At 67.2% G+C, this 23,723-nt stretch carries 18 protein-coding genes and 5 pseudogenes; 16 read left to right on the forward strand and 7 right to left on the reverse strand.

Annotated features, from left to right (window positions below):
• Window positions 1–557: 557 nt before the first annotated feature.
• Both N7925_RS35715 and N7925_RS35720 read left to right on the forward strand, forming a co-directional pair.
• Window positions 558–881, forward strand: a complete 324-nt coding sequence (locus N7925_RS35715) for a condensation domain-containing protein (RefSeq protein WP_274346353.1) — start codon at window positions 558–560, stop codon at window positions 879–881.
• A gap of 101 nt (window positions 882–982) precedes the next feature.
• Window positions 983–1,231 (forward strand): condensation domain-containing protein, encoded by a 249-nt coding sequence (locus N7925_RS35720; protein WP_265604117.1) that lies wholly within the window; start codon window positions 983–985, stop codon window positions 1,229–1,231.
• Between the two features lie 13 nt (window positions 1,232–1,244).
• Here N7925_RS35720 and N7925_RS35725 read toward each other — a convergent pair.
• Together N7925_RS35725 and N7925_RS35730 are read right to left on the reverse strand one after the other, a co-directional pair.
• Window positions 1,245–2,269, reverse strand: a pseudogene (locus tag N7925_RS35725) (IS110 family transposase); the annotation flags it as partial.
• A gap of 46 nt (window positions 2,270–2,315) precedes the next feature.
• Window positions 2,316–2,750, reverse strand: coding sequence for a peptidase inhibitor family I36 protein (locus N7925_RS35730; RefSeq protein WP_265603656.1), 435 nt, complete (start codon window positions 2,748–2,750; stop codon window positions 2,316–2,318).
• A 396-nt stretch (window positions 2,751–3,146) separates the two neighbouring features.
• Between N7925_RS35730 and N7925_RS35735 the strand changes: the two genes are divergently transcribed.
• Window positions 3,147–3,779, forward strand: coding sequence for a site-specific integrase (locus N7925_RS35735; RefSeq protein WP_274346354.1), 633 nt, complete (start codon window positions 3,147–3,149; stop codon window positions 3,777–3,779).
• Between the two features lie 207 nt (window positions 3,780–3,986).
• Here the strand turns inward: N7925_RS35735 and N7925_RS35740 are convergent, their stop codons facing one another.
• Entirely contained in the window at window positions 3,987–4,625 is a 639-nt protein-coding gene (locus N7925_RS35740) for a hypothetical protein (RefSeq protein ID WP_274346355.1), read from the reverse strand.
• A 544-nt stretch (window positions 4,626–5,169) separates the two neighbouring features.
• On the opposite strand from N7925_RS35740, the gene N7925_RS35745 reads away from it, so the two are divergent.
• From N7925_RS35745 to N7925_RS35755, 3 genes are all read left to right on the forward strand, one after another.
• Entirely contained in the window at window positions 5,170–5,415 is a 246-nt protein-coding gene (locus tag N7925_RS35745; RefSeq protein WP_274346356.1) for a DUF6233 domain-containing protein, read from the forward strand.
• A 532-nt stretch (window positions 5,416–5,947) separates the two neighbouring features.
• Window positions 5,948–6,748, forward strand: a complete 801-nt coding sequence (locus N7925_RS35750) for a hypothetical protein (protein ID WP_274346357.1) — start codon at window positions 5,948–5,950, stop codon at window positions 6,746–6,748.
• Entirely contained in the window at window positions 6,745–7,020 is a 276-nt protein-coding gene (locus N7925_RS35755; protein WP_274346358.1) for a hypothetical protein, read from the forward strand. The genes N7925_RS35750 and N7925_RS35755 overlap by 4 nt, the downstream gene beginning before the upstream one ends.
• A 633-nt stretch (window positions 7,021–7,653) precedes the next feature.
• On the opposite strand, the gene N7925_RS35760 is transcribed toward N7925_RS35755, so the two are convergent.
• A complete protein-coding gene (locus N7925_RS35760) occupies window positions 7,654–7,860 on the reverse strand; it encodes a hypothetical protein (protein WP_274346359.1) in 207 nt (68 codons plus the stop codon).
• Window positions 7,861–8,288: 428 nt separating this feature from the next.
• On the opposite strand from N7925_RS35760, the gene N7925_RS35765 reads away from it, so the two are divergent.
• Both N7925_RS35765 and N7925_RS35770 read left to right on the forward strand, forming a co-directional pair.
• A complete protein-coding gene (locus N7925_RS35765) occupies window positions 8,289–11,636 on the forward strand; it encodes an RHS repeat-associated core domain-containing protein (RefSeq protein WP_274346360.1) in 3,348 nt (1,115 codons plus the stop codon).
• Between the two features lie 1,985 nt (window positions 11,637–13,621).
• Complete coding sequence (locus N7925_RS35770) at window positions 13,622–14,194, forward strand: hypothetical protein (RefSeq protein ID WP_274346361.1); 573 nt, start codon at window positions 13,622–13,624, stop codon at window positions 14,192–14,194.
• Between the two features lie 42 nt (window positions 14,195–14,236).
• Here N7925_RS35770 and N7925_RS35775 read toward each other — a convergent pair.
• Window positions 14,237–15,039 (reverse strand): IS5 family transposase gene (locus tag N7925_RS35775; RefSeq protein ID WP_265604118.1). Its coding sequence is split into 2 segments (ribosomal slippage): window positions 14,237–14,691 and window positions 14,691–15,039, totalling 804 coding nucleotides; the frame shifts between segments, so codons are not numbered across the junction.
• A gap of 779 nt (window positions 15,040–15,818) precedes the next feature.
• On the opposite strand from N7925_RS35775, the gene N7925_RS35780 reads away from it, so the two are divergent.
• From N7925_RS35780 to N7925_RS35795, 4 genes and pseudogenes are all read left to right on the forward strand, one after another.
• The gene (locus tag N7925_RS35780) at window positions 15,819–16,421 is read left to right on the forward strand and encodes a hypothetical protein (protein ID WP_274346362.1); all 603 of its coding nucleotides are present in this window, start codon (window positions 15,819–15,821) and stop codon (window positions 16,419–16,421) included.
• 190 nt (window positions 16,422–16,611) lie between these two features.
• The gene (locus N7925_RS35785) at window positions 16,612–16,845 is read left to right on the forward strand and encodes an antitoxin MazE7 (RefSeq protein ID WP_265603665.1); all 234 of its coding nucleotides are present in this window, start codon (window positions 16,612–16,614) and stop codon (window positions 16,843–16,845) included.
• A 4-nt stretch (window positions 16,846–16,849) separates the two neighbouring features.
• A complete protein-coding gene (locus N7925_RS35790) occupies window positions 16,850–17,239 on the forward strand; it encodes a toxin Doc (protein WP_265603666.1) in 390 nt (129 codons plus the stop codon).
• A 328-nt stretch (window positions 17,240–17,567) separates the two neighbouring features.
• Window positions 17,568–19,014 (forward strand): annotated as a pseudogene (locus N7925_RS35795) (NF041680 family putative transposase).
• 69 nt (window positions 19,015–19,083) lie between these two features.
• Here the strand turns inward: N7925_RS35795 and N7925_RS35800 are convergent.
• Together N7925_RS35800 and N7925_RS35805 are read right to left on the reverse strand one after the other, a co-directional pair.
• A pseudogene (locus tag N7925_RS35800) lies at window positions 19,084–19,176 on the reverse strand (IS5/IS1182 family transposase); the annotation flags it as partial.
• 505 nt (window positions 19,177–19,681) lie between these two features.
• A pseudogene (locus N7925_RS35805) lies at window positions 19,682–20,050 on the reverse strand (helix-turn-helix domain-containing protein); the annotation flags it as partial.
• Window positions 20,051–20,333: 283 nt separating this feature from the next.
• Between N7925_RS35805 and N7925_RS35810 the strand changes: the two are divergent.
• The 4 genes and pseudogenes from N7925_RS35810 to N7925_RS35825 all read left to right on the forward strand — a co-directional run bounded on the left by N7925_RS35810 (window position 20,334) and on the right by N7925_RS35825 (window position 23,506).
• On the forward strand, window positions 20,334–20,981 hold the full coding sequence (locus N7925_RS35810; RefSeq protein ID WP_274346363.1) for a LysE family translocator: 648 nt from the start codon (window positions 20,334–20,336) through the stop codon (window positions 20,979–20,981).
• Window positions 20,982–21,381: 400 nt separating this feature from the next.
• On the forward strand, window positions 21,382–21,897 hold the full coding sequence (locus tag N7925_RS35820) for a hypothetical protein (protein ID WP_265603668.1): 516 nt from the start codon (window positions 21,382–21,384) through the stop codon (window positions 21,895–21,897).
• 54 nt (window positions 21,898–21,951) lie between these two features.
• A pseudogene (locus tag N7925_RS36330) lies at window positions 21,952–22,028 on the forward strand (Uma2 family endonuclease); the annotation flags it as partial.
• Window positions 22,029–22,375: 347 nt separating this feature from the next.
• On the forward strand, window positions 22,376–23,506 hold the full coding sequence (locus tag N7925_RS35825; RefSeq protein ID WP_265604119.1) for a threonine synthase: 1,131 nt from the start codon (window positions 22,376–22,378) through the stop codon (window positions 23,504–23,506).
• Window positions 23,507–23,723: the final 217 nt, after the last annotated feature.

Below are 23,723 nucleotides of genomic sequence, written 5' to 3' on the forward strand. Positions count from 1 at the left end.
GCAGTAGACCCGCTCGTCCGGGATCGATCCACCCGTACAACGCACGAACTCTGACAGACCGCGCCGGTACTCCGGCGCCACGCACCCTCCGGTGCGCTGCCGATCCAGGCGACCGGCCCCTCCACCGTGGCGCCCAGGCGCTCGCGCTCTCCCCCGGCCAGCTCCTCCCACCCGTTCTGCTGGGTGGACACCCACCGGCCCACGCCGCGTTGGAGGCGGCCCGAATGCGCGAGGAAGCGGCCCGCGTCGAGGTGACCGCGATCGAGAGCAGTGCTTCGCACTGCGCGGCGCGGCCGGGGTGTGCTTGCGCGGGTAGCACGGGCGGGCCCGCGACGGCGTCGAAGCGCCCCGACGCGGCCGATCAGCCGGCCGGCTGGCTTCTTGTGTCTCTGCGATCTGCGGTGGCCGACGGCCCGATCCACGCCAGCTCCTCTACCCGCGCGGCTGCGACGGGGGAGAGGCGGGCGCTGTCGCGGGGCCGGTGGAGGGGACGAACGGACTGTCCGATGCGGCGGTGCCGGGGTGGACCTGCTGGAAACCGACTGGGAGAGCGACGAATGACCAAGAGCACGCGGCCCGGGAAGATCGAGGACATGCTACCGCTGTCCCCGCTCCAGGAGGGTCTGTTCTTCCACGCCCTCTACGACGAGGCCGGCCCGGACGTCTACACCGTCCAGCGCGCCATCGACGTGGCCGGCGAGCTGGACGCGGAGGCGCTGCGGGCGGCGGCCGAGGCGCTCCTGCGCCGGCACGCCAACCTGCGGATGGCCTTCCGGTGCGCGGGGCTCAGCCGCCCGGTGCAGGTCGTGCCCCGCCAGGTGCGCCTGCCCTGGCGGGAGGTGGACCTGCGTAGCCTCGCCGACGCGGACCGGGACGCGTAGGCCGAGCGGTTCGACCCGGCCAAGCCGCCGCTGGTCCGGTTCACTCTGCTGAGGCTGGCCGACGACAGTCACCGTCAGGTGCTGACCCCCCTCACCTGCTGCTGGACGGCTGGTCGTTGTCGATCGTCCTGCGTGAGCTGATGCAGCTCTACGCGCAGTCCGGGGACCCGGCGCAACTGCCTCGGGTGCGGCCGTACAAGGACTACCTGGGCTGGCTGGACGCGCAGGACCGGGACCGTGCCCGCCAGGCGTGGCGCGAGTCGCTCGACGGGCTGGCCGCGCCGACCACGCTCGGCGCCGGCAGCCCCGGGGGGCTATGTCCTTCGTCAAGGACATGGTGGCGGGTATGAGGCTTTTTGGTGGTCATGCGGCGAGGGTGACGGTGGGGACTCTGGACTCGTAGAAGGTGCCGTCGCGGAGCATGGCGAACAGGACGCTGGTGCGTTGGCGGGCGAGTCGGAGGAGTGCCTGGGTGTGGGTTTTGCCGCGGGCTCTTTGCCGGTCGCAGTAGGTGCGGGAGGCGGGATCGGCGTTCATGCAGGCGAAGGCGGAGAGGGACATGGCGCGTTTGAGCTGCCGGTTTCTGCCTCGTGGTGCGTGTTCGCCGTGGATCGAGGTCCCGGACGATTTCGTCGTCGGGGCGAGGCCGGCGTAGGAGGCGAGGTGGGCGGCGCTGGGAAAACCGCTGCCGTCGCCGACGGTGACCAGCAGGACGGCAGCGGTCCTGACGCCGACTCCCGGCATCGAGATCAGGACCGGGTGAAGAGGGTGAGCCTCCAGCAGGGTGCTGATCTGCGCTTCCAAGGCCCGGCGCTGGTCGTGAACCGCTGCGAGGGAGGCGGCCAGGGACGGGATCACGATGTCGAGGGTCCCGGTTTCCGGGACCACGACGCTCTGTTCGTCGAGAGCGTCAAAGACCTCGTCGACCAGCCGCCCGGCCATCCGCGGGGCTTTAGGGCGGATGAGTTCGGCGAGTCTGCGGCGGCCTGCCTTCCGCAGAGCGGACGGGGACCCGTGGCGCTTGAGGAGCCAGGTGACGGCCCGGTGGTCCAGCCGCGGACCGAGCACGCGCTCCAGCGACGGGTGGAACTGGGTGAGCAGGCCGCGTATCCGGTTGCTGGTGCGGTCGCCTCGGCCGCGAGGTCCTGGTCGAAGCCGGTCAGTACCGTGAGCTCGGCGGTGATCTCGTCGGTCAGCTCCAACGACCGCAGCGTGTGGGGCACCGTCCGGGCGGCGTCCGCGATCACCGCGGCGTCCTTCGCGTCGGTCTTCGCCTCGCCCGGGTAGAGATCGGCGATCCGTCGCATCGCGAGTCCGGGCAGGTAGGCGACCTCGCAGCCCCCGTCGCGGGCGACGGTCAGCGGCAGAGCGCCGATCGATGCGGGCTTCCCGCCCGGGGCGGCGTCAGGGTGGGTGCGCCGCAGCTCTTCTGGTTCAGCAGGCTGCGTCGACGGAGCTCATCTTGTTGTCGTGGGCGGAGTTGAGGTTGCCCTGGAACCATCCGGGCATGGAGCCGAGCCGGCTTGTGTAGCCGCCGCCGTCGTAGAGGATGATGGCGGTGCCGGTGCGGTTCCAGGCGGAGGTGGCTTTGCCGTCGAAGTAGCCGGGTACCTGGTGGCGGCCGCAGCTGGGGACGATCCACATCAGTTCGCCGGTGCCGTTGGTGAGCTGGAAGAAGCAGGTGCCGGCACCGCAGCGTTCGTAGCCCGCTGCCTGGATGGCGGCCTCGTCCGGTCCGGTGATCTTGTAGAGGCCTTCGACTCCAGCGACCGGGGTGACCTTGGTCTCGGCGGCGCTTGCTGCGCCGGGGAGGGCGAGGGCGGTGGCGAGTGCGGCGATGCTGGCGAGTGCCGCCAGTTTCTTGCGCATGGGCGAGTGTTCCTCTCAGATCGGTGGTGACAGGTGATACCTGATGCCGATCGACGATTCTGGGGCGTGAGGGAGGGTGGGGAGAGCGGGTTCCGGTCACGAGTGAAGGTTTGTCCCTTTCTCTCCGAAGATCGGGGGGTTCCGCCTCCGGGGGGCGAGGGAGGGGGCGGCCTGCTCTGGTCGCCGCGCGGAGCGCGTCCCCTTCTTGACAGTCGAACCGTCGCAGTAAATACCGGATTTACTGCGGCAGAGCTTCTACCGTGATCACCGCGACCTGAGGCGGGACATCTCGGCCGCCGGGGGAGGTGTACGCATTTACTGCGGCAGAGCCGGAAGGGAGGGGGTACAACGAGGGCGGGGCGGATAGAGGTACGACGCGGGCACGCGGCAACCGAAGTGCACCCCCGGTCCCGAGTTCGGTCACCGGTTCGATCGCCATGTCCGCTGACGATCGGCATCGAGCGGCGTCCGGCGCCGCCGGACCGCACCAAGGCTCTCGCGGAGAATCAGATCGCTGCACTGTGGCGCCTCGACGTCGCGCTGCGGGAGAAGGCGCAGTGGAAAATGCTCTACGAGTCCGCCGCACGGGCCGACGAGGTGCTGTGCCTGAACGTGGAAGACCTGTACCAGCAGGACAAGCGCGGCAGGATCACCGCCAAGGGCGGGGCGACCGAGTGGATTCACTGGCAGTCCGGCACCGCCCAGATCCTGCCCCGCCTCATCGGCCGCCGCACCCGCAACCCGCTGTTCCTTACCGACCGCAAGGCCCCCGCCGGAACACCTACGCTCGACGTGTGTCCGGAGACCGGCCGGGCCCGGCTCTCCTACCGACGCGCTGAAGAGATCTTCGAGGAGAACACGCGGCTGCTGGCCAACCCCCTCGCCTCACCCGACGACATCGAGGATCTGGACGGCTGGACGCTTCACCGGCTACGTCACAGTGCCCTCACGCACGACGCGGAAGACGGCACCTCCACCCCGATGCTGCTGGCCCGCTCCCGCCACGCCTCCGTTCGCTCCCTGGAGTGATACGCACGGCCCGGCGTCGACTCGGTCGCTCGGCACGCCGCCGAGCGCGACCCCGCTGCACGTCGCCGCACGTAGATCCGAGCGGATCAGGGCTTCAAGATCATCCCGTTGCCCCTTTGGCGCATATCTCGGTCACATCGGTCACACCCCGTGAACGCCTCAGCCGTGATCGCCCTGGGTTTCCCGGGCCGCCCCTGGGCCCGCGGCTCAGAGCCGCTTCTCCTCGTAGCACTTCCACTGCTCGTCGACGTCGTCCTTCCGCCCCACCGCATCGCGGGACTGGTAGTGCCAGCTGCATACCAGTGTCGGATCGACAGCAGTACGGCAAATCCACTTGTGCGGCGGACTGGACAGGGCCTTGACCTTGTGAGTCTGCTTGTACTTCTCGCGGCAGTACTCTGGCAGGTTGTCGACGCCAATCTCCGTATTACGCCCGGAAGCCGTGACGCACACGCCGGTGTTCGGGTCGTCGGGCTCGGTGAACTTCATGGTGTCGCCGTCCCTGTCGAATCGTTTGTCGCAGGCATCTCCCAGGTCGATCAGGGATTGGCAGCCCATCCCCTGGGTTCCCTTGAATCCGTACGAGGTGCAGTAGCCGCTCAGGTCTACGCCACCCAACTCCTCTGTCACGGTTGTCCGTTGGGCCAGCAGGTACCCGCTGATCGCGAGCCCCGTGGCGACCGCGCCCACCACCACGAAGACCAGGATCGCCTTCCACCATTTCTTGCCTGAGATCCAGGCCGGCCAATGGATCCGCCGCGCCTCCAGAATAATGGTGATGATTCCGGCGACTATGCCGACCAATACCCCTATTGTGCCGAGTGTCGCGATCGTGAGGTCAAACACCCCGTTACCCCCCGCAGTAGCACCAGCGTCCGATGCGGTGCCCCACTCTCTTACTGAGTCAGTGCTGCGGCGTCAAGGTATCGAGCAAACATCGGAACGCAGGGGCTGGGACAGCGTTCCGGCGTCGGACCGTCCGCGCCACTGCCGTCCCCACCACTGCCGTCCCCACCATGGAGGGGTGTGGGGTGATTCGCGTAGCGGCGGTTTTCGTGGGCCCCCTGGGGGACCACCGATGGCAGAGGGCTTCCGATGCCACCGCATGAGGGGCAGTTGGTGTTCCAGGTCCGGGTGTTCCCCTAGGGCACGGTGCACACCTTCTCCAGGCGCTCGAAGACCGACTACCGGGCTCACCCCTGGCGCAGTGCCCTCGAATGAGCCGCTCGTTCAGCTCGCTGATCTGCCCCAGAAAGGTGCTCAACCAAGACCCTCGACAGCGTCAGGTACTCACGAGCTGGACCAGCCGTACCGGGAGCCGACCCCGCTGGAGAAAAACCGGGCCGTAGTTGAGTGGCTGGAGTATCAGCTACGGCAGGCGCGGCAGCGGGTGCAGCAGCTCGAAGCCCAGGAGGCGGAGGAATGCGTGCGCCGCCAGCAGGCGCACGCCGGGCTCCGGTGGAAGCTCCAGCCCGAGCGGCCTGCCGCCGCAGCGCTGCTCCACCGCGGCGACTGCGCCACGTACCCGGTGGTCGGCGGATACATCGACCGGGACGATGCGCTGATCGCGCTGGGGATGCCGGAGGTGGAGTCGTGCCGGGTCTGCCGGCCGGAGATTGGGCTCACTCGCCGGTAGGCGTCACGGCTCACGGGGCGCCGAGCGTTCGCCGGGGGCCGGTCGGACGGTGCGTACCGCGCCGCCGCGCTTCGCTTTGGCCGCTTTCACTCGTTCGTGGCGAGAAGTCGACCAAGACCGGACCATCGCAAACATGGCCCCCGTCTCACGGGATTCGCCACTCCATTCCCCGCAGACCCTTCGGCCGCGCTCATCATCACCCCGGGTCAGGGAGGTGCACCGTGGGTAGTGAAGCGACGGTGCGGGGTTAGTTGATCTCCGTACGTCATATTCGTGCGGGTGTGCATGCGCGTTCGGCTGATTCGGCCGGTTGAGTGGTTCCCGACGGCACCCGTTACCAAGGGTCAACTCAGCCTCAACGAAGAGGATCCATGACCGACGACGTACGCGAGGAGTCCGGCCACACCCCGGTGGCCGAGGTCCCCCGCTCCCGATTCCCCTGGAGCTTGAGGCCTACTACCTCTCCAACCAGGACGCGTTCCACGAGTTCGCCCTGGCCATCCTGAAGACGAACGATCTCGCCGAAGAGGCCGTGCACCGGGCCTTCATCGAGATCAAGCGGCAGTGGGACAGCCTGCTCACCGAGCCCGACCTGCCCGAGCAGGCCTGGAACATCATGCGCCGCACCGTTCTCGACGAGGTCCTCGGGACGTTCCGCGAGAGCCTGCCGTTCATGGACAGCGACATCGGCCTCTACCCGGCGATGTGCAAGCTGTCCCCGCGCCAGTACGACGCGGTCGTGCTCAAGGCCATCGGCAAGTACGACACCAAGCACATCGCCTGGTATAGGCCTCACCCCCCCCAGCACGGTCACCCACCACTAGCGCAAGGCCCAGGAACGCCTGGCCCCCATCCACCGCCGCGCCACACGCCCGATCCACCGGAGGGGCGCCACGTGAACACCACGCCCTGGGAGCAGCTCCTCGCGGACGCCGGCCGGCGCGAGCTCCGTCGGCCCTTCGACGTCGGCGCCGGGCTCCGGCGCCTGGCCCATGACGACGGCCGCACCCCGGCCGCCGCACGGGGCTCCACGGGCCCCAACGCCCGGCGCGGTCTGGGCGCCTGGGCGCAGTGCGTCGTCAACCATCCCGGGGCGGCGGCCCACGTGGAGCGGCTGACCGCGCTGCTCGGCCACAGCGACGAGAGGGAGGGCGTCACCGAGTTCGACGGTTGGACCGGCGGCGTCGACATCGACGGCGTGCAGGCCTTCGCGTGCCACGTTCTACCTCGCCCATCACCCCGCAAGCGCCAGGTTCTGGTGGCGGTTCGCCGCCGGCGCCGGACACAACGGTGCCGCGTACTGCCTCTACCTGGACCACCTCGGTCTCGGTGAAGACCGCGAGGCCCGGTTCTGGAGGAAGCAGGTCACCACGACACTGTTCCGGTCCGGTCCGGTCCGGCCCGAGCCCCGATCCGGAGGAGTTCCTGCATGCCCTGAACTCCCTGACCGGGTACTTCGTCCGCAATCCCACCTGCCGGGCCGTCACCACCGGGCGCCTGGAGGCCGATGCCGAGCGCGTGGTCGACCGGTTCACCGACGGCCTGGTCTGCCGCCCCGACGCCTGGATCGCCGACCACATTCACACCCTGGTCGGCCGCCCCTGACCAGAGAACCAGCGGGGCCGAAGGTTCCACTAACCGCCGCCCCAACCCCCCGGACGAACCCCCGCAGAAACGACCCGTACGCACCTGGCTGGTCCGCCGCCGCCGCGCCCTGCTCTCCAGCGCTCTGCGCAGCGCCGCCTACGCCACCGGGGCCGGCACCGTCGGCCTCGCCTTCTGGCTGATCCAGCAGCGCCTGCAGAGCTAGGGTGTAGGCTCCGGCCATGACACCTACCTCAGCCTTCGCGGACCGTCAGGAACTGGGTCCCGGCTGGGGCCTCACCACCGCACTCTGAACAGCAGGGGGCCCTCACCGATCGTGGTGAGGGCCTCCCGCTGCGCCACGTCGGGTCGGCGGCCGTCCCGGCCGGTACGGACGGCCGCCGGGCCGTGGGGCAGGGTGGTGTCAGTCGCCGGTCTCGTGAGGGAGGCCGGCGTCCAGGACGATGCGGATGGTCGGGCCTTCTCCGTCGACGGCCCCAAGACGATGCGCCGGTCAGGGTTGCCCTGGCCAAGTGCTTGGCGCGCCCTCGGCACCTGACTCCTCCAAGATCCACGGCAAAGTCAAGGCAGCCGGAGGGGGCTCGCGTCCGGCCGCCCTCGCGCCGGTCCCGCCGTTGGTTCCTCCAGGGTGGGCTATGCGGCCCGGTCGTAGTGGGTGGGTTCTTCGGGTGAGGAGGGGTCACCTTGCCCGTCCTCGTCTTCGGCGGCCCGTCGGAGGAGCTTCTTCTGGGCGGCTCGGAGAAGGGCCCAGGTGATGAACAGGGTTGCGGTCGCTGCCCAGGTGACGGCCCACCAGTTGGTAGGCGACCGGAGCATGGCCTCGGCGGCGGTCAGGGCCATGGCGGCCGCGTGAGCCCAGCACAGCAGGATGCCGGCCTAGCGTCGCGCGGTCGACTCCGTGGATGCGGTGCTTCGCTCGACGGCCGTCCTGCTCCATGATCCCCCTGCCTGGCACGTTCTTCTTTGCCCGACCTTGACTGTTCATGCGTTCGGGCGCGAGGAGCGGCGCGACTCGCGGCCGGTTTTCAGCCCCGATTCTGTTGACGTTGAAACAGTTGCCACAAGGCAAGAGAGGTTTCAGTAGGGGCCGTTCCGGGGCGAATCGGGTGCTGAAGTCGGCTTGTTCCGGCCCGTTTGCGTGTTCTTGGTCGAGAAGGTGTTCGCGCCTTGTGATGGAGCCGTGGCAGCGTGTGGGGCTCCGGTGGCTTCAGTGGCCACCGCGTCTACGTATCCCGTGGGGGGATTGCATGGTTTCGCGTGCTTCCGGCATGCCGTTTCGGCGTGCCCGTACATCCCGCAGAAGTGCTCTGACAGCAGCCTTGGTGGTGGCCGCGCTGGGGGCAACCGCGCTCCCGGCACTGGCCGCTCCGGCCGACGCTCCCACCGCCGACGGCGCGGCGGCCTCCGCGTGGGGCCCGGGCGGGCCGAAGGCGGAGATACCGCCGGTCAAGGTCGGCTCCAACAAGCCGGCCGGCAACCTGGCGGAGGCAGCCCCGACGCCGGAGAAGGCCACTTGGCTGGAGGCGGAGAAGGGGCGGGCCGGGACCGGCACACCGCCCGCACCGTCCCGGAAGGCGGCCCGCGGTTCGACGGCCGCCGCGCCGTCCGCGTACGTCCCGCAGGGGCAGGGTTCGGTGCCCTGGCATCAGATATCCGACTTCCGGGTCACCGATTCGCTGGTGGCGCGGGTGAATTACTCCACGGGCAACCTGATGCTGGCGGGGACGGACTTCGAGGTCGCGGGGGTGGGGCAGAAGCTGCGGCTGGCCCGTACGTACAACTCGCTCGACGCCCCGTGGGGCAAGGTGTCACAGCGGTGGTGGCAGGAGTACGAGCGCTACCTGAACCTGGCGAACGCGGACGAGGTCGTCCTGTACGACGCCACCGGGGCCGCCGTCCGCTTCACCAAGGAGGCCGACGGGGCGCTCACGACCCCGAAGGGCTACTCCCAGGACCTGAAGAGAAACGCTGACGGCACGTACACGCTGACCGACCGCAAGTCGGGCTCCAAGGACACCTACAACGAGCACGGCACGCTGACGAAGGTGACCGACAAGAACAACGGTGCCATCACCGTCACCCAGCACAACACGGGTTCCGAGCACAAGGGCTTCAAGCTCACCGAGACCCGCTCCGGCCGCTGGGTCGACCTGGTCAAGACGTACCCGAACCAGTGGCAGGCCAAGGACCACACCGGCCGCACCGCCGTCTTCGACCTCAACCCCGCCGGCGACCTGGCGAGGACGACGGACACCGAGGGCAAGCACACCGTCTTTGGCTACGACTCCTCCCGCCGCCTCACGAAGATCACCACCCCCAAGGGCCGGGTCACGGTCTTCACCTACGACGACCAGAACCGCGTCACCTCCATGCTCCGCGCCACCGAGCTGAACGGCTCCGGCCACACCGGCCCGACCTGGACCTACACCTACTCCGCCACCACCCCGTCGGCGGCAGGCAGGACGACGGTCACCGACCCCGAGCAGCAGTCCACGAAGTACGACTACGACGCCGACGGCCAGGTCACGAAGGTCACCGACGCGCTGGAGCGGTCGCGCTCCAAGAAGTACGACGCGAACCGCAACGTGCAGGAGGCCGCGGACGCCATGGGCGCGGGTGGCGTCTCCGGGAACGTCACGAAGTACGGGTGGGACTCCCGCAACAACCTCACTTCGTCCGAGCTTCCCACCGGCGCGGCGGCCACAATGGGGGGCTACCAGACGATCGCCGGTGCGGACCTGCCCGAGACGCTGACGACGGCGGACGACGAGAAGACGAAGTACACCTACGACACGGCGGGCAACACCAAGTCCGTCGCGGTCCAGGGCGCGGGCGGCGGCAATCAGTCCTTCGACTACAACCCCGCCACCCCGACCTGTGGTGGTTTCGAGGGACAGGTCTGCAAGGTCACCACGAAGATGACGGCCTCGAAGTCGGTCTCCACCACCTTCACCTATGACGCCCAGGGCAACCTGAAGACGGTCAAGGCCCCGGCCCCGCTCGGCACCACCACCTACACCTACGACGCGCTGGGCCGTCCTGAGACGGTGAAGGACGCCCGCGGCGTCACGGTCCTCTACACCTACGACAACCGCGACCGCGTCAAGAAGGTCGACTCCTCCAACTACCTGGCCGTCACCTACGAGTACGACGGCGACGGCAACCTCACCCAGCGCTCGGACGGCACCGGGGTCATCACGTACGAGTTCGATCCGCTCTCCCGGGAGACGGTCCGCACTCTGCAGAACGGCTCGCAGACGGTGCTGGCCTACACCCCGGCGGGCAACGTCGACACGTACAAGGACCCGGCGGGCCTGACCGACTACACCTGGAACGAGGTCAACAAGCTCAAGGAGCTGAAGGACCCCCAGAGCAAGATCACGAAGTACGAGTACAACAGGAACGACGTCCGCACCAAGACCACCTACCCCGGCAGCACTGTGCAGGAGGTTACCCCGGACAAGTCCGGCCGCCCCGAGAAGATCAAGGCCACCAGCCCCAAGGGCACCCTCGTCGACCTCGCCTACACCTACGCCAAGGAAGACGGCAAGGACGGCGGCAAGATCCGCACCAACACCGACGCGGTCGCGGGAACGAAGACGAGCTACGAGTACGACACGGCGGGCAGGTTCGCGTACGCGGCGGAGAACAAGGGCACCACGCTGAAAGCCTCCTGGCAGTACTGCTACGACCTGGCCGGGAACCTCACCTCGCAGGGCGTCGACAAGGGCTGCCCGCGGGGCACCACCTACACCATCAACGACGCCCAGCAGATCACCGCGAAGGACGGCTCGACCACGAACTGGTCCTACGACAAGATCGGCAACGAGACCGCCGGCACCTCCACCCCCGAGGGCACCCGCACCGGCGTCAAGTGGTCGGACTACTCGCAGATGACGTCGATCACCACCGGCGGCAAGACCTACGCGGGCCAGTACGGCTCCACCGACCAGTCCGAGCGGATCAAGCTCGGCGACACCTTCTTCCACAACGGACCCCTCGGCCTGTCCGCCACCTCAACGGCCGGAGTGGACACGGGATTCAACCGCGAGCCCGGGGGCACGCTGAACTCCATGACCCGCGGGGGGAAGAACCACTACTACCTGACCGACGCACTCGGCAGCGTCGTCGCCCTGGCCGACGAGACCGGCACCAAGGCCAACACCTACGCCTACAGCCCCCGCGGCGTGCAGCGCACCACCACGGAACAGGTTCCGCAGCCGTACCGCTTCGCCGGCGGCTACCAGGACCCCACCGGCCTCTACCACTACGCGGCCCGCTACTACGACCCCAACATCGGCCGCTTCACCACCCCCGACCCCTCCGGCCAGGAAAAGAACCCCTACCTCTACGCCGCAGGCGACCCCGTCAACAACATCGACCCTTCGGGCCTTGGATGGCTTCAGAAAGCAGGAGACTTCCTGAGCGATCACGAAAATAAGGTGGGAGCTGCTGTCGGCTGCATTAGCGGAATTGGTGCCGCAGCCGAAACGGGAGTCATCCAGGCCGCAAGCGTTTTCGGTGGACCCCTCGGGACGGTAGGCGCGGTAGCTGCGAGCTGCGCGGTTGGTGGCGCAATGGGCTACGCAGGCATGGACATCATCAGCTACGGGTGATTATGTGGTGGTGCCGATAGCTCGTTAGCCACAAACTCTGTCGCGGCAACGGATTCATCCGTTGCCGCGACTAAGGGTAAGCATGCAAGAATATGGAGTTCAGGGTGAACGATAAGGTCAAGCTGCAAGTATTCTCTGTCGTTTGCGTTGTAATATCTATCGCGGCATTGGTGGCTGGATTGCAGACAGGTGACGGGATGTATCTTTTCTTGGGGGGCATGGGACTGCTAGGGATTGCTCTGCTTGCCTTCGCGGTAATACGCAAAGGGAAACGTAGTTCTTGATCCGCGAGATAGCCGGTCGCCGCAGGTCGGCGGGGGTGGGTCAGCGGGTCCGGGAAGCCGACGCCTCTTTCTCCGCTACAGCCGGGGCAGAGGGCCCTGCGCATTCATACGAGGCGGTTGTCGGGTCCGCTGGCTGCCGGGGTTGCCGTCCACGTCGACCGGGTCATTGCCGGGCTTCCGGACGACGCCAACGCCCATGCGGAAGGGGGAGGTGTACGTCCGTGTCGACACCGGGCTGGTCGTCGAGGTGCTGGCCGGGTCGGGCCGACACGCCACGCTGACTATTGTGCGGGTCCGCTGACCTCGTTCCGGGCCGGCAGGTTCCTCCAGCGTCGGCGCTGAGCAGGACGTATGCACGGCCGATCATCGCCCGGTAGCCCGCCCCGACGCGCTCCTGGTAGGGGTGTCGCCGGTCCAGTCCCACCGGTCGGAGTCGTCGGGCCGGGCCTTGAGTCGGACCGGCCGCCGGGCCCGTACAGGCCGTGATTGCTGATCAGGAGCGCACCGTCGGCGCGCTCCTCGGCAGTGTCGTCGCCCTGGCCGACGAGATCAGAACCAAGGTCAACACCTACGCTCCCACCCGACTGAAAGGACGAGCCTCATGTGGCTCCTTTCATCCGAAGGTAAAGGGTCTTGGATTCCAGATGGCTGGCAAATACCCATCTTCCTCATCAGCATTTCCTGCGTTGCGATCACCACGCTGATCATCAGGAAATGGAATTCAAAGAAGTAAGAGAAAGTGCATTTTTCGAGGGGGTCAATGAGCAGGAAGAGAATCGCAAAAACCCTGGCAGTAGCGGTTGGTGTCGCCATCTGCTTCCTGTGGGGAGCTGCGGGCTGGCTACGGTACGGATCCATTGCCATAGGGGGGCCACTCATCTTCTTCGGTATCATTCTCTTGCGCGCAGACCGTGCGGGCGATAATGACTCCGCCTAAGGGTTTTCCGGTAATCAGTGGTCTGCTTTCGAGCCACTGAATCACAGAAACCGCTTCGGTGGCAGTCCTCACGGAAACAGCCCCGGCGGCCGTGGGGTCTGCCGGGGCTGCTGCGAACCCGGTCGTACTCCATCCCAGGACCAAGCCTGTAAGGCACCGAGCCTGACCCACATACTCCATGTCGGTGCGGTCTGCGGGCGAGCCTATTTCACCGACGGAATTTCATCGCAGGCGTTCGAGAAGTGAGCACCACGGCTCCGCCTGGCACTGCGACGTCTCACCGCTAACCGTGCACGAGGTCGTTAGGTGCCACAGCCGGGTGTTATGCAATGTCCTGGAGCTCAGAGCGAATAGCTTCCAATCTCGTAAGCGGATAGATGCAATCCGGGAGGGAAAGGCTTTCAGCCTTTCCCTCCCGGATTACGAAAAAGAAGGAGAATCATATGCCTCGCGTCGGATGGTCCATGGAGCAGCGGGCGCTCGTCAAGAGGTATGCCCAGTTCACCGTCGCCCTTTCGGTTACAGGGGTGGCCTTGTCTATTTTCCTTATCGTCATTGGCAATAACGGAGGCTGGGGGCTTCTGGTTCTCATTGCGTGCATCTTGATGGTGTCCTACTATTTCACCCAAAAGGGAAAAAGTGGTCAGCCTTAGACGTCGTCTTGATTGGCTGAGACGAGACGGGAGTGGGGAGGATGAACCCGTGTGCTTCCTTGATTCTCGGCCGGATTGTGTCGGCAGCGCCGGGTAGACGATCATGAGCCAATGGACATGGACATGGACATGAACGGTTGGGCGGTGCTCGAGGACTCGAAGCGAGAGCAGTGGGGTTATGTTCCGCGTCAGTTGGTTGGTCCCCTGGTCTTCGGAGTCGATCGACGTGAAGCGGTGGCGGTCATGGCGGGACATGGCTTCGCTGCCGAGGAGCGCGAGATTGACCGGTGGAGTCCGCAGAGGGCTCAGTGGCGCGTGGAGTTCGGCAGGATGGGGTCGGACAAGCATCGACCTGCAGTGAAGTCCTACTTCGTCGAGGGCGTGGGATTGACTTGTGTGCTTGTTGATGGGATCCGCGGTCCCCAAGTCACCTGCGAGGGGATCCGCCTGATCGGCCGCGTGCCGTCGGAGCTGGACTCGGAGATGGAAGCGTGTGCTGTCGAACGTGGCCTCGGCATCACGTATTGCCTCTCCGGTGACCTTTGCTGGCCCGGCTTCGAGTTCGATCGAGGCGGGCAGCGCGCGGGCGATGCGGTCGTGAGCTGGGCATCGTTCTTCAACACAGGAGAGATCGCCGGTACCTCTTGGGACATCACTCCTGCGGAAGTCTGGCGTCACCAGTAGGCCGCTGAGTTTCCGGCGCCGAGCCGCGGAAGGCGGCCAATCTCATCGGATGAGTCGGCGGAAGCAGATGAGGGTGCTGGCAATGCCAACGAAGGCTAGGAAATGCTCGGCCTTGCGCTCGTAGCGTCGGTGCAGGCGGCGGCAGCCGTTCAGCCAGGACATCGTCCTCTCGACCACCCAGCGGTGCCGGCCGAGACGGTCGGAGGGTTCGATGCCGCGGCGGGCAATGCGCGGCACGATCTGCCGACGCCGAAGCCATCCGCGTAGGTGGTCGAAGTCGTATCCCTTGTCAGCATGGAGCTTGGCCGGGCGGCGACGCCGTGGCCCGAAGCGGGAGCGGATCGGCGGGATACCGCGCATCAGCGGGACCAACGCCTGGCTGTCATGGAGGTTGGCGCCGGAGATACCCACTGAGATCGGTAGCCCGTTGCGGTCACAGACGACGTGCATCTTCGATCCGAGCTTGCCGCGATCGGTCGGATTCGGTCCGGTCAGAGGCCCCCTTTGACCGCTCGGACGCTGGCCGAGTCGATCGCGCAGCGCGACCAGTCCAGCTCACCGTTCCTGCCGAGCTGGTCAAGGACCACACGGTGCAACTTTGCCCAGACCCTCGCCGTGGACCAATCGGTGAAGCGGCGGTGGACCGTCTGCCAGGAAGCTCCGAAGACTGGTGGCACTTGCCGCCAGGTGCAGCCCGACGTGGCGACGAAGATGATCGCGGCCAGCACTGCACGATCGTCACATCTCCGGCGGCCTCCGCCTTGGGCGCGTACCGGAGGCTCCGGCACCACATCCTGAAAGATCTCCCACAGCCTGTCCGGCACCAGGCGCAGAACTATGTCCATGCCGGGAGCAACGATCCAGCACCAATCGAAACACCGTCTTAACGTCTCGCAACACAACGGTCGCTCTGCGCCGCCGTCAGGTCGTCGAAGACCGTCGAGAGCGGCAGCGATCCGGCGGACTTCGTCCTGGAGGTATCCGAGGGTCTCGTCGCCCAGTTGTCCTTGCTCAGCACCCAAGGCGAAGTCCCGTGCTCGTCGTGCGGCCATGGCAGCCCCTCTTCTCATCTCGTGCAGATCGGCACCCTCACGGTCGAGGGCGCCGCCTCGTGACGCGACGGCGGCTTCAGGTGTCTGAGCCCATAACCGCTCGATGCTGTGCCCGAACCAGGCCATCAGCACTCGGCGGGCATCGCGGTTCGGCAGCCGCTGCCCGTAGTACCAGGCCTCGAACGTCGAAACAGCCGGCTCCAGCGTCGCCAGACGCATGTCCCCGTCCCGCTCGGCCAGGAGCCGGGCCTGCTCCGCGAACCGCGGCAGAAACGCCCGCGGATCCCGGAGCTCCTGCTCATCGATGAGCCGTCGGAACAACGTCCTCATGGGCGAAGCCCTCCGTCCGGTCGTCACGTCACAGCGCCGACGGTAGATCCCAACACCCCTACACGTTCCCGCAATCCGGGCACCGCAGTGAGGCCGATGAAAAGCCGGTGCGACGGCGAGGCGAAGCCGATGCAGTTCACCCCCGATCCGAGGTGAGCCCGATGCCGGAACAGGGGTGGAGATGCCACCGCTCCTTGCGCGAACCTGTCCACCCGGGACAGGGAAGCCAGAGGAGCAGAGCGATGGACCTACAAGCGGCAACGGCCCCGCTGAACCAACGGGACCTCGACACGGTGCAGCAGGACATCGACCACGCGTTCTCCCGCCGCGTCACGCTTCCTCCGCGCAGCGTCATCGACGCCGGAACGGACGCCATGGTCCAGCACCTTCGGACGTTCATCAGCCACCTGAACGGGCCGGACGCAAGGACGAGCCGAAACGTCGACGTGCCCAACCTGATGCGCGCCGCCGAACGGAACCTGGACGTCCCCGTGCGGCCCACCCCGCAGTCCACGCGCCGCGACGCGTACGTCTACTGGCACACCGTCGCCACCCTCACCACCGCGTTCCGCGACCTCTACCTCGCCCACAATGGCCAGGAGCCTCGGCATGACGCCCACCGCCCAGACCCCGACGCCCCGCACCGGACTCCCGGGCGTGGACCTGGAGCATCAGTCGAGAAGGCCAAGGGCTGGCGATGCGCTCTGTGCCACCCCTCTCACTGCCGACCGCACCCTCGGCACCTTCACCGCCGAGACGGGACTCCTCACCGGCGCGGCATCGGTCTTCTCCGTACGCGACGGGCACCCACGCCCCATGTCGGCGACAAGGACAACCTCGCGTAGTGCGGGCCTCGGGAAACCTTGGTCGATGAACGGGCGACTGCGTGGGCGTCGACCTGCGGCAGTCGCCAATGTGCGTCCAGCCGGGAAAACCGTGGAACATCCACGGTCATGCCGCCCCCGTCCAGCAGGTGGCCGCGACGGGTCGGACGCCCTGGAATCCAAATAGTATCCGTCTGGGTATGCTGGCGTTATGGCTGATACAACCGTCAAGATTGACATGGAAACGCGGGACCGGTTCGCCGCCGTCGCCGCCGCTCGCGGACAGACCGTCAAGGGGTATCTCGCCGCATTGGCGATAGAGGAGGAGAACCAGCTCGCGCTGAGGCGCGCGACGGGCTCGTTCCGGGCGGCCGTGACACGTCCGGGGTTCGCGGAAGCCTTCGACCGCGATTTCGGCGGCCTCCCCCAGCACCGGGTGGCCTGACGTCTTGGACCTCCACGTCGACATCCGCTGGCTCCTCGACCGCCAGGAGGAACTCCTCGGCAAAGAACTGAGCGTGCGGGACTACTCCGCCCTGGTCGCCGCCGTCGCCCGCCACCGGGTCAACACACCCAGCCTGGACGAGACCGCCCCCGACGCCTTCTGGCGGGCCGCAGCCCTCCTGGAACAGATCGTGCTGCTGCGCCCGCTCCCGGTCCGCAGCGAGCTGTTCGGGTACGGCGTCGCCACCGCCTACATCGAGGCCTCCGGCGAATCGGTGGACGCGGCCTACGGGCCCTGGCGCGACCTGATCATGGACATCCAGGCCCTGCGCCTGACCGTCTACGACGTAGCCGACCGGCTGCGCTCCTGGCGTACTCCCGGAGAAACGAACTGACATGCCGTGTTCGGTGCGATGGTCCTGGCTGCGGCCGCCGTGTGAGCTGCGGTCTCCTGGCTCGCCGCGCACGGATGGGCCCGTTCCCGCTCGGGGCGGCCGCCAGCAGGCCCGGCCGCTCCTCGAGCTGGACGCTCTGCACCACCGCGAGTTCGAGTACGCGATCCGCGACCTGAGCTTGTTCTTTTTCTTCCGGCCTCGAACTGCGTCCCGAACTTGATCGCTCAGGAGGGAGTTCGGCGGACGTAGGGGCGGCCTTGGCGTGATCCTTCGTGCTGACCAGAGCGCGAGTTTCACCACGTCGTAAGACGTCCCAAGGCCGCCGGGGGTGAGTCTGCTGCATCACGATGTCCGGCAGGAAGCGTTCGCGGAAGCGTCACGCTTCCGGGGAGAGTTCTACGAGTGCCTGACGGCCCGACGGGCATGGGTTGTTCGAGCTGACCGACGCCGTGTTGTGTGTCGACGGTCCGGTCACCTCGCCGGTGGAGTTGACGCTGGTACCCGAACACCGTCGTGGTCACGGCGCGTTGTACGGAGCCCTCAACCGCGGCCGGATCGACGTCGACCGGCTGCGGACGGTGCTCGCCGGGCTGCCGCTGCCCCGGTTTGAGGGCGGGCGCCTGGTGCTCGCGGTCGATGTGTCACCTTGGCTGCGCTCGGACGCGCCGTGCTCGGACCAGCGGCTGTTCTGTCATGTCTACGGGCGGGCGAAGTCCGCCTCCCAGTTCGTCCCGGGGTGGCCGTACTCCTTCGTCGCCGTCCTGGAGCCCGGGGCCACCTCGTGGACGTCGATCCTGGACGTGGTGCGGCTCGGGCCCGAGGATGATGCGACCGCCCTCACTGCCGCCCAGCTGAGGGCCGTGGTCGAGCGGCTCGTCGCGGTCGGCCAGTGGATGCCCGGCGACCCGGACATCACGATCGTCATGGACGCCGGTTACGACGTCACCCGTCTGGCCTGGGTCTTGCGCGATCTGCCCGTCGAGGTGGTCGGGCGGATCCGTGGCGACCGGGTGATGCGCTGTCCGGCGCCTTCGCGCGAGGAGTTTCATCGAGCCCATCCCCGCGGCGGTCACCCGCCCAAGCACGGGCCGGAGTTCCGCTTCAACAAGCCCGAACCGGCGATCACCACGGGCACCGACACCACCAACTACGGCAGGGCCGAAGCTCAGGCGTGGGACCGGGTCCACCCGCGCCTCACCCACCGCTCGGCCTGGCTTGAGCACGACGGTGAACTCCCCATCGTCGAGGGCACCCTGGTCCGCCTCAAAGTCGAGCACCTCTCCAAGGACCGGGAGGCACCACCGGTATGGCTGTGGTCCTCAAGGACCGGAGCCGCCCCGGCCGACGTGGACCGCTGCTGGCAGGGATTCTTGCGCCGCTTCGACCTGGAACACACCTTCAGGTTCACAAAACAGACACTCGGCTGGACCACCCCGAAGATCCGTACGCCCGAGGCGGCGAACCGCTGGACCTGGCTCCTGGTCGTCGCCCACACCCAGCTCCGCCTCGCCCGACCGCTCGCCGCAGACCTCCGCCGCCCCTGGGAGAAGCCGGCCAAGCCCGAACGCCTCACCCCGGCCCGGGTGCGCCGGGGGTTTCGGAACATCCGAGCCCACCTGCTCTGCCCCACCCGTGTTCCCCAACCTCGGGGCACCGGCCCCGGACGGCCGCCCGGAAGCAAGAACCGCCGCCCCGCACCCCGCTACGACGTCGACAAGACCGTCAAACGCCCCGAGACCCTCAAGGCCATCGGCAAACTCGGTAGATCATGGTAGATACCGACCACGCGACGCCGAGAGTAAAGATCAAGCTCACCAGACGATGACATTGAGCCTTTTCCAACCTCAGGTTGAGGCGTCGTGAAGGACGAGAACGGTCTTCACGATGGCGGTGATTTGGTCGGTGCTGCAGCGGAGCTTTCGCAGGAGGCGCGTACTGGCAGGCGGCCGCGCCCGTGCGGAGACGACGGGCCGTTCCCGGTGACGTGCACTGGGGACACTGTGCTTGCCCGTTCGTTCAGGAAGCCCGGATCGCCCGGTCGATCTCCGCGCCAGTACGGGCCACGACGACGGGCCACTCCTCCCTGAGGGAGGCGGGCAGAAGCTCGCGGTCCTCGTCCCGCTGGATCATGGTCGGCCCGCCCGGAACCACGAGTACGGCATCCAGCCGTCGGAGTAGGACGGCCAGGAGGTCCATGATCCCGTCCCCTCCGAAGCGGTTGAAGGTGATGCCGGTCGGATGGTTGAAGTACACACCCGCCTCCTCCCCCTCCGCCGTACTGACCAGCAGGAAGTCCGTCTCGGGGCCCCGCACCACCGCATAGGGGTCGAGGACCTCGTGCGCGGCACTCATGTCCAGCGTCGCTGGCTCACCGTTCTGGAACCGGCACACGAAGATGTCAAAACTCATGGAGTCCTTTCTAACCTCTGGTTGAGGCGTGGTGTGTTTTCCGGAGTAGTACGGGGTGTCGGCGGCGACCCGGTCGATCGGCAGCAGGGTGCCGTCCAGAATCACGAAGGCTTTCGCCTGTACGGTCTTCATCGCCTCGGCCAGGGTCGGCGCGGCGGCGGCCAGGACGTCGATCGCCTCGCGTATGTACCGGTACACGGTAGCGACGCCGATGCCGAACCTGGCAGCGAGCCGCGCGTAGGTGTCCCCACACCGCAGGTGGGCGAGTACAAGCAGGGCCTGACGGCTGACAGACAGCCGTCGCCACCGGGTCCCGATCTCTCGCTGCCGGGCACGGAGCCGCGTGGTCAGGTAGCGCAGGGTGCTGCTGGACAGGTCGATCGACGATGGGTAGACAAGCACGCGAAGCTCCTGGCGGACACGGGTGATCTTGGTCGAGAACCCGTCTACCAGGAGCTTCATCGATCCGTACAGCTGGCACCCTCCAACGCCTCACCGCCGCAGTCAGGTTGGAAAAGGCTCATTGCCGCCTTCGGCTGTGGTGTGTACGGAGGCGGCAACGATTGTTGAGAAGCCGTCCAGCATCTGCTGTGAGTACGGGCTAGTGCCGTGGCTGGAAAGGTTCGCCGGGTTGGCGAGCACAGTCCTTTCCTGGTGCATCCACCCTCGGATACCGTCCGTCCTTGTGCCCGTAAACCTGAGCCTGGTCGTCGGATTTCTGACTCTGTCGGCAGTGCTGTCGGTGATCCCGGGGCCATCTGTCTTGCTTGAGACCAGTCGCGCCATCACCGTGGGGCGTCGGTCGGCGATGTGGATCGTCCTGGGGAATGCTTTGGGCGGTCTTGTGCTCCTGGCGCTCGTGCTCGCCGACCTTGGAGTAATCGTCGCAGCATCGGCCGAACTCTTCGTGGCGATCAAGGTGGTCGGTGCGTGCTATCTGTTCTGGCTGGGCTTTAGTGCCCTGCGCGCCGCCCGGTCCAGCTCGGTGAACGAGACCTTCGCCGCAGCCGATGCCCCGGACAGGACGTCGTGGGCTCGATCGGTACGGCAGGGCCTTCTTATCGGTGTCGCCAACCCGAAGAGCATCGTTTCGCTGATGGCCGTCCTGCCCCAGTTCGTTGACCACTCGCGCGGAAACCTCGTTCTCCAGATGTTGGTCCTCGGACTCGCTGGAGGCGTGGTCCAAACAGTTATTGAAACCACCTGGGTCTGTGCCGCTGGATCCATGCGGAATTGGTTTCTGGGGAAAACCCGTCGCATCCGGGTCCTGAAAGCAAGCGGCGGAGTCACCATGATCGCGTTTGCCAGCAAGCTCGCAAACGAAAGCCCGTAGATTCATCGCTGTCATGCCCCGTCGGCCAGTCGGTACGTCACGGCGTGCCTGCCGCGATGCCGCAGGGTCAGTCGCTTCGTACTGGGCGCCCACCCCAGCGAATGCCTTTCTCGCTGCGGATGTGGGCGCGCTCGCGACGCTGGGCGGCCAGCACATCGGGATGGCGAAGCGGGACGGCTCTTGAAGCATTCGGTGACGTACCTCCGTGTCGTAACCGCTGACTTCACCAAGGTGATACAACTGCGGGCGTATCGCTCCCCACTCGACCAGGAAGGCATCGACCTTCCTCGGCTCGGCCTGAGGGCTGTCCGTCACGCAGAGCCACCAGAGTGCCGAAGTTGTGCCGAATTGCTGCCCTGTGTGCCAGCCGTGGCGCGGTAGCTGCAATCCAGCCGGCTCGATGGCAGACCCCGAGGTCGAGGCGTACCTCGCCTGCGACGGCGAGTTCGACCTCACGCGGACCGACCCCATCGAGTCGATCGCCCTGTCGGCCGGTCTCCCGGTGGAGCCCGTGGCCGGCTGCAACGCGGGAGGCACCCACTACCTCTGCGGCCCGGCCGGCTCCGACCGCGTCCGCCCCGTCCTCTACACCGATTCCGAGGGCCAGGCTTCCCTCATCGCGGAGTCCCTCGCCGAGGCCTTGACCCTGGCCATCGTCCTCCCCTCCTGGCACGACGCCCTGGCCGGCTTCCGTCCCCCCGCGCTCAACGCCGACTACCTTGAGGACAACCCGGACCACCCCGAGGCCCGCGATCGCCTCCTCGCCGCCCTCCGCCTCCCCCCGGCCACCGAGCCCGAGGTCCTGGCCCGCCTCCTCACCACGGCCGCCCGCACCGTCCCGGACGGCTTCTTCCCCTCGGTCGAGGGCGAGGAGGACGCGGCCTTCGAACCGATGCCCCGTCTGCCGACCGAGTAGGACAGCCCCGCCGCGCGCCGCCTTCCGGACCCGACGTACCGCTACGGGGAAGCCATGACCGCACTGCCCGACTGGATGCGCCCGCCCCGCGCGGAGGGCTGTTCGCGGAGGACGCGGAAGGCTTCCCCGAGGTTCGGCCCGGCGCATGCCGGATCTTCGGCAGGAGACTTTGGGGTGATCGACCTCAAGGACCTGTGACGCCTGGAACATCCGAACAGCCCGACCGACATAGGTAAGGACGTCGTTGTGATGCCCGGTGACGACCCATCCCTCCACGTCCCCCCGGGCGGACTGGAGAGCCTCAAGATTGTGTTGGCGTGCTCGCCGGATTTCGGCCACACAAGCGATCAGCCCGACTCGCCCTCGGCGGAGGGCCGCCCTTGATCGATAGGCTCAAGCTGTGACGACAGAGCAGTCTTTGGCAACCCTTCAGCGCTCGCTGGGCGATCCCACGGTCTGCTACCCGTTGCGGCCACCGATGACCAGCGGATGCCCGCGCACCAGCACCGACGAGATCTCCTATCCCGTCGAAGTCGACTACGCCTACGACCGGGTCGACCCTGCCATGTTCGCCACGACCACGGAGCGGAGCGGCTGGCTGGACCGCTGGGCGCCGCTGCTGCCGCCACTCGCCGCACCGGGGCTGGGTGAAGGCGGCACGCCGCTGATCGAGGTTGAGACCGGGGTCTTCATCAAGGATGAGTCTCGCAACCCCACCTGGAGCCACAAGGACCGGATGAACCGGTGCACCGTCAGCGCTGCCGTCGCCGCCGAAGCCCCGGGAATCGTCGTGGCGTCGTCCGGCAACCATGGGGCCTCCGCGGCCGCCTACGCTGCCCGCGCCGGCCTGCGCTGCGTGGTCATCGCAGGCCCGGAGCTGTCGCCCGCCGTCGACTCTTTCCTGAACGCCTACGAGCCGGTGGTCCTGTCTGTGCCCTGGGAAGCGAGGTGGCCGTTGATGCGCCGGATCGTTGACCGGACGGGCCTACACCCGGTCAGCAGCCTCACCACCACCCACACCGGCCACGCCTTTGGTCCCGAGGGATACAAGACCATCGCCTACGAGATCCACCAGGACCTCGGCGTCCCCGCAGCCGTGTTCGTTCCCACGTCGTACGGCGAACTCCTCTTCGGCATCTGGAAGGGATTCACCGAACTCCGGCGCCTCGGCCTGACCGATCGGCTGCCGCAGATGTACGCGTGCCAGCCGACCGCGGCCGCGCCGCTCGCCGAGGCCATGCGGCGCGGAGTGCCTGCGGCCCACGTCACGGTGGGGCAGACCGAGGCATACTCGATCGTCTCCCCGGTCAGCGGCTACCGCGGCGTTGTCACCATCAAGGACAGCGGCGGACAGGTTTTCGAACTCAGTGACGCACAACTCGAGGCCGCCCAGCAGGAGCTCGTCCGAGTCGGCCTGTGGACCGAACTCTCCAGCGCCGCCGGACTCGCAGGGCTGCGTACCGGCCACGACTTCGACGGCCCCGTGGTCTGCATCTCCACCTCCAGTGGCTTCAAGAACCGCAGCGTCGGCTTCCGCCAAACCAAAATGATCGCCCCGGATTGGGACAACGTGCGCAGCAGACTGCACGCGGCGGGAATCCGCGACTGACGCACCAGCTCCCCGACCCGCGTAAGTGAACGGCGACAGGCCCGGGTGCTGTCCGAAGTGCTGAACAAACGCTGTCTGGCTTCGTTCACGTTCAGCAGCAGCGTTTGTTCGCTGGTTGTGGCAGCAGTTGGTGATCAGCAGGCTCGTAGATGTTCACGAGAAATGACGGTGCTGTCGCTTCGCAGCATCAAAATTGCCGTGCGGAGGTCCTGGCCAG

Source organism: Streptomyces sp. CA-278952 (assembly GCF_028747205.1).
Classification (GTDB): Bacteria; Actinomycetota; Actinomycetes; order Streptomycetales; family Streptomycetaceae; genus Streptomyces.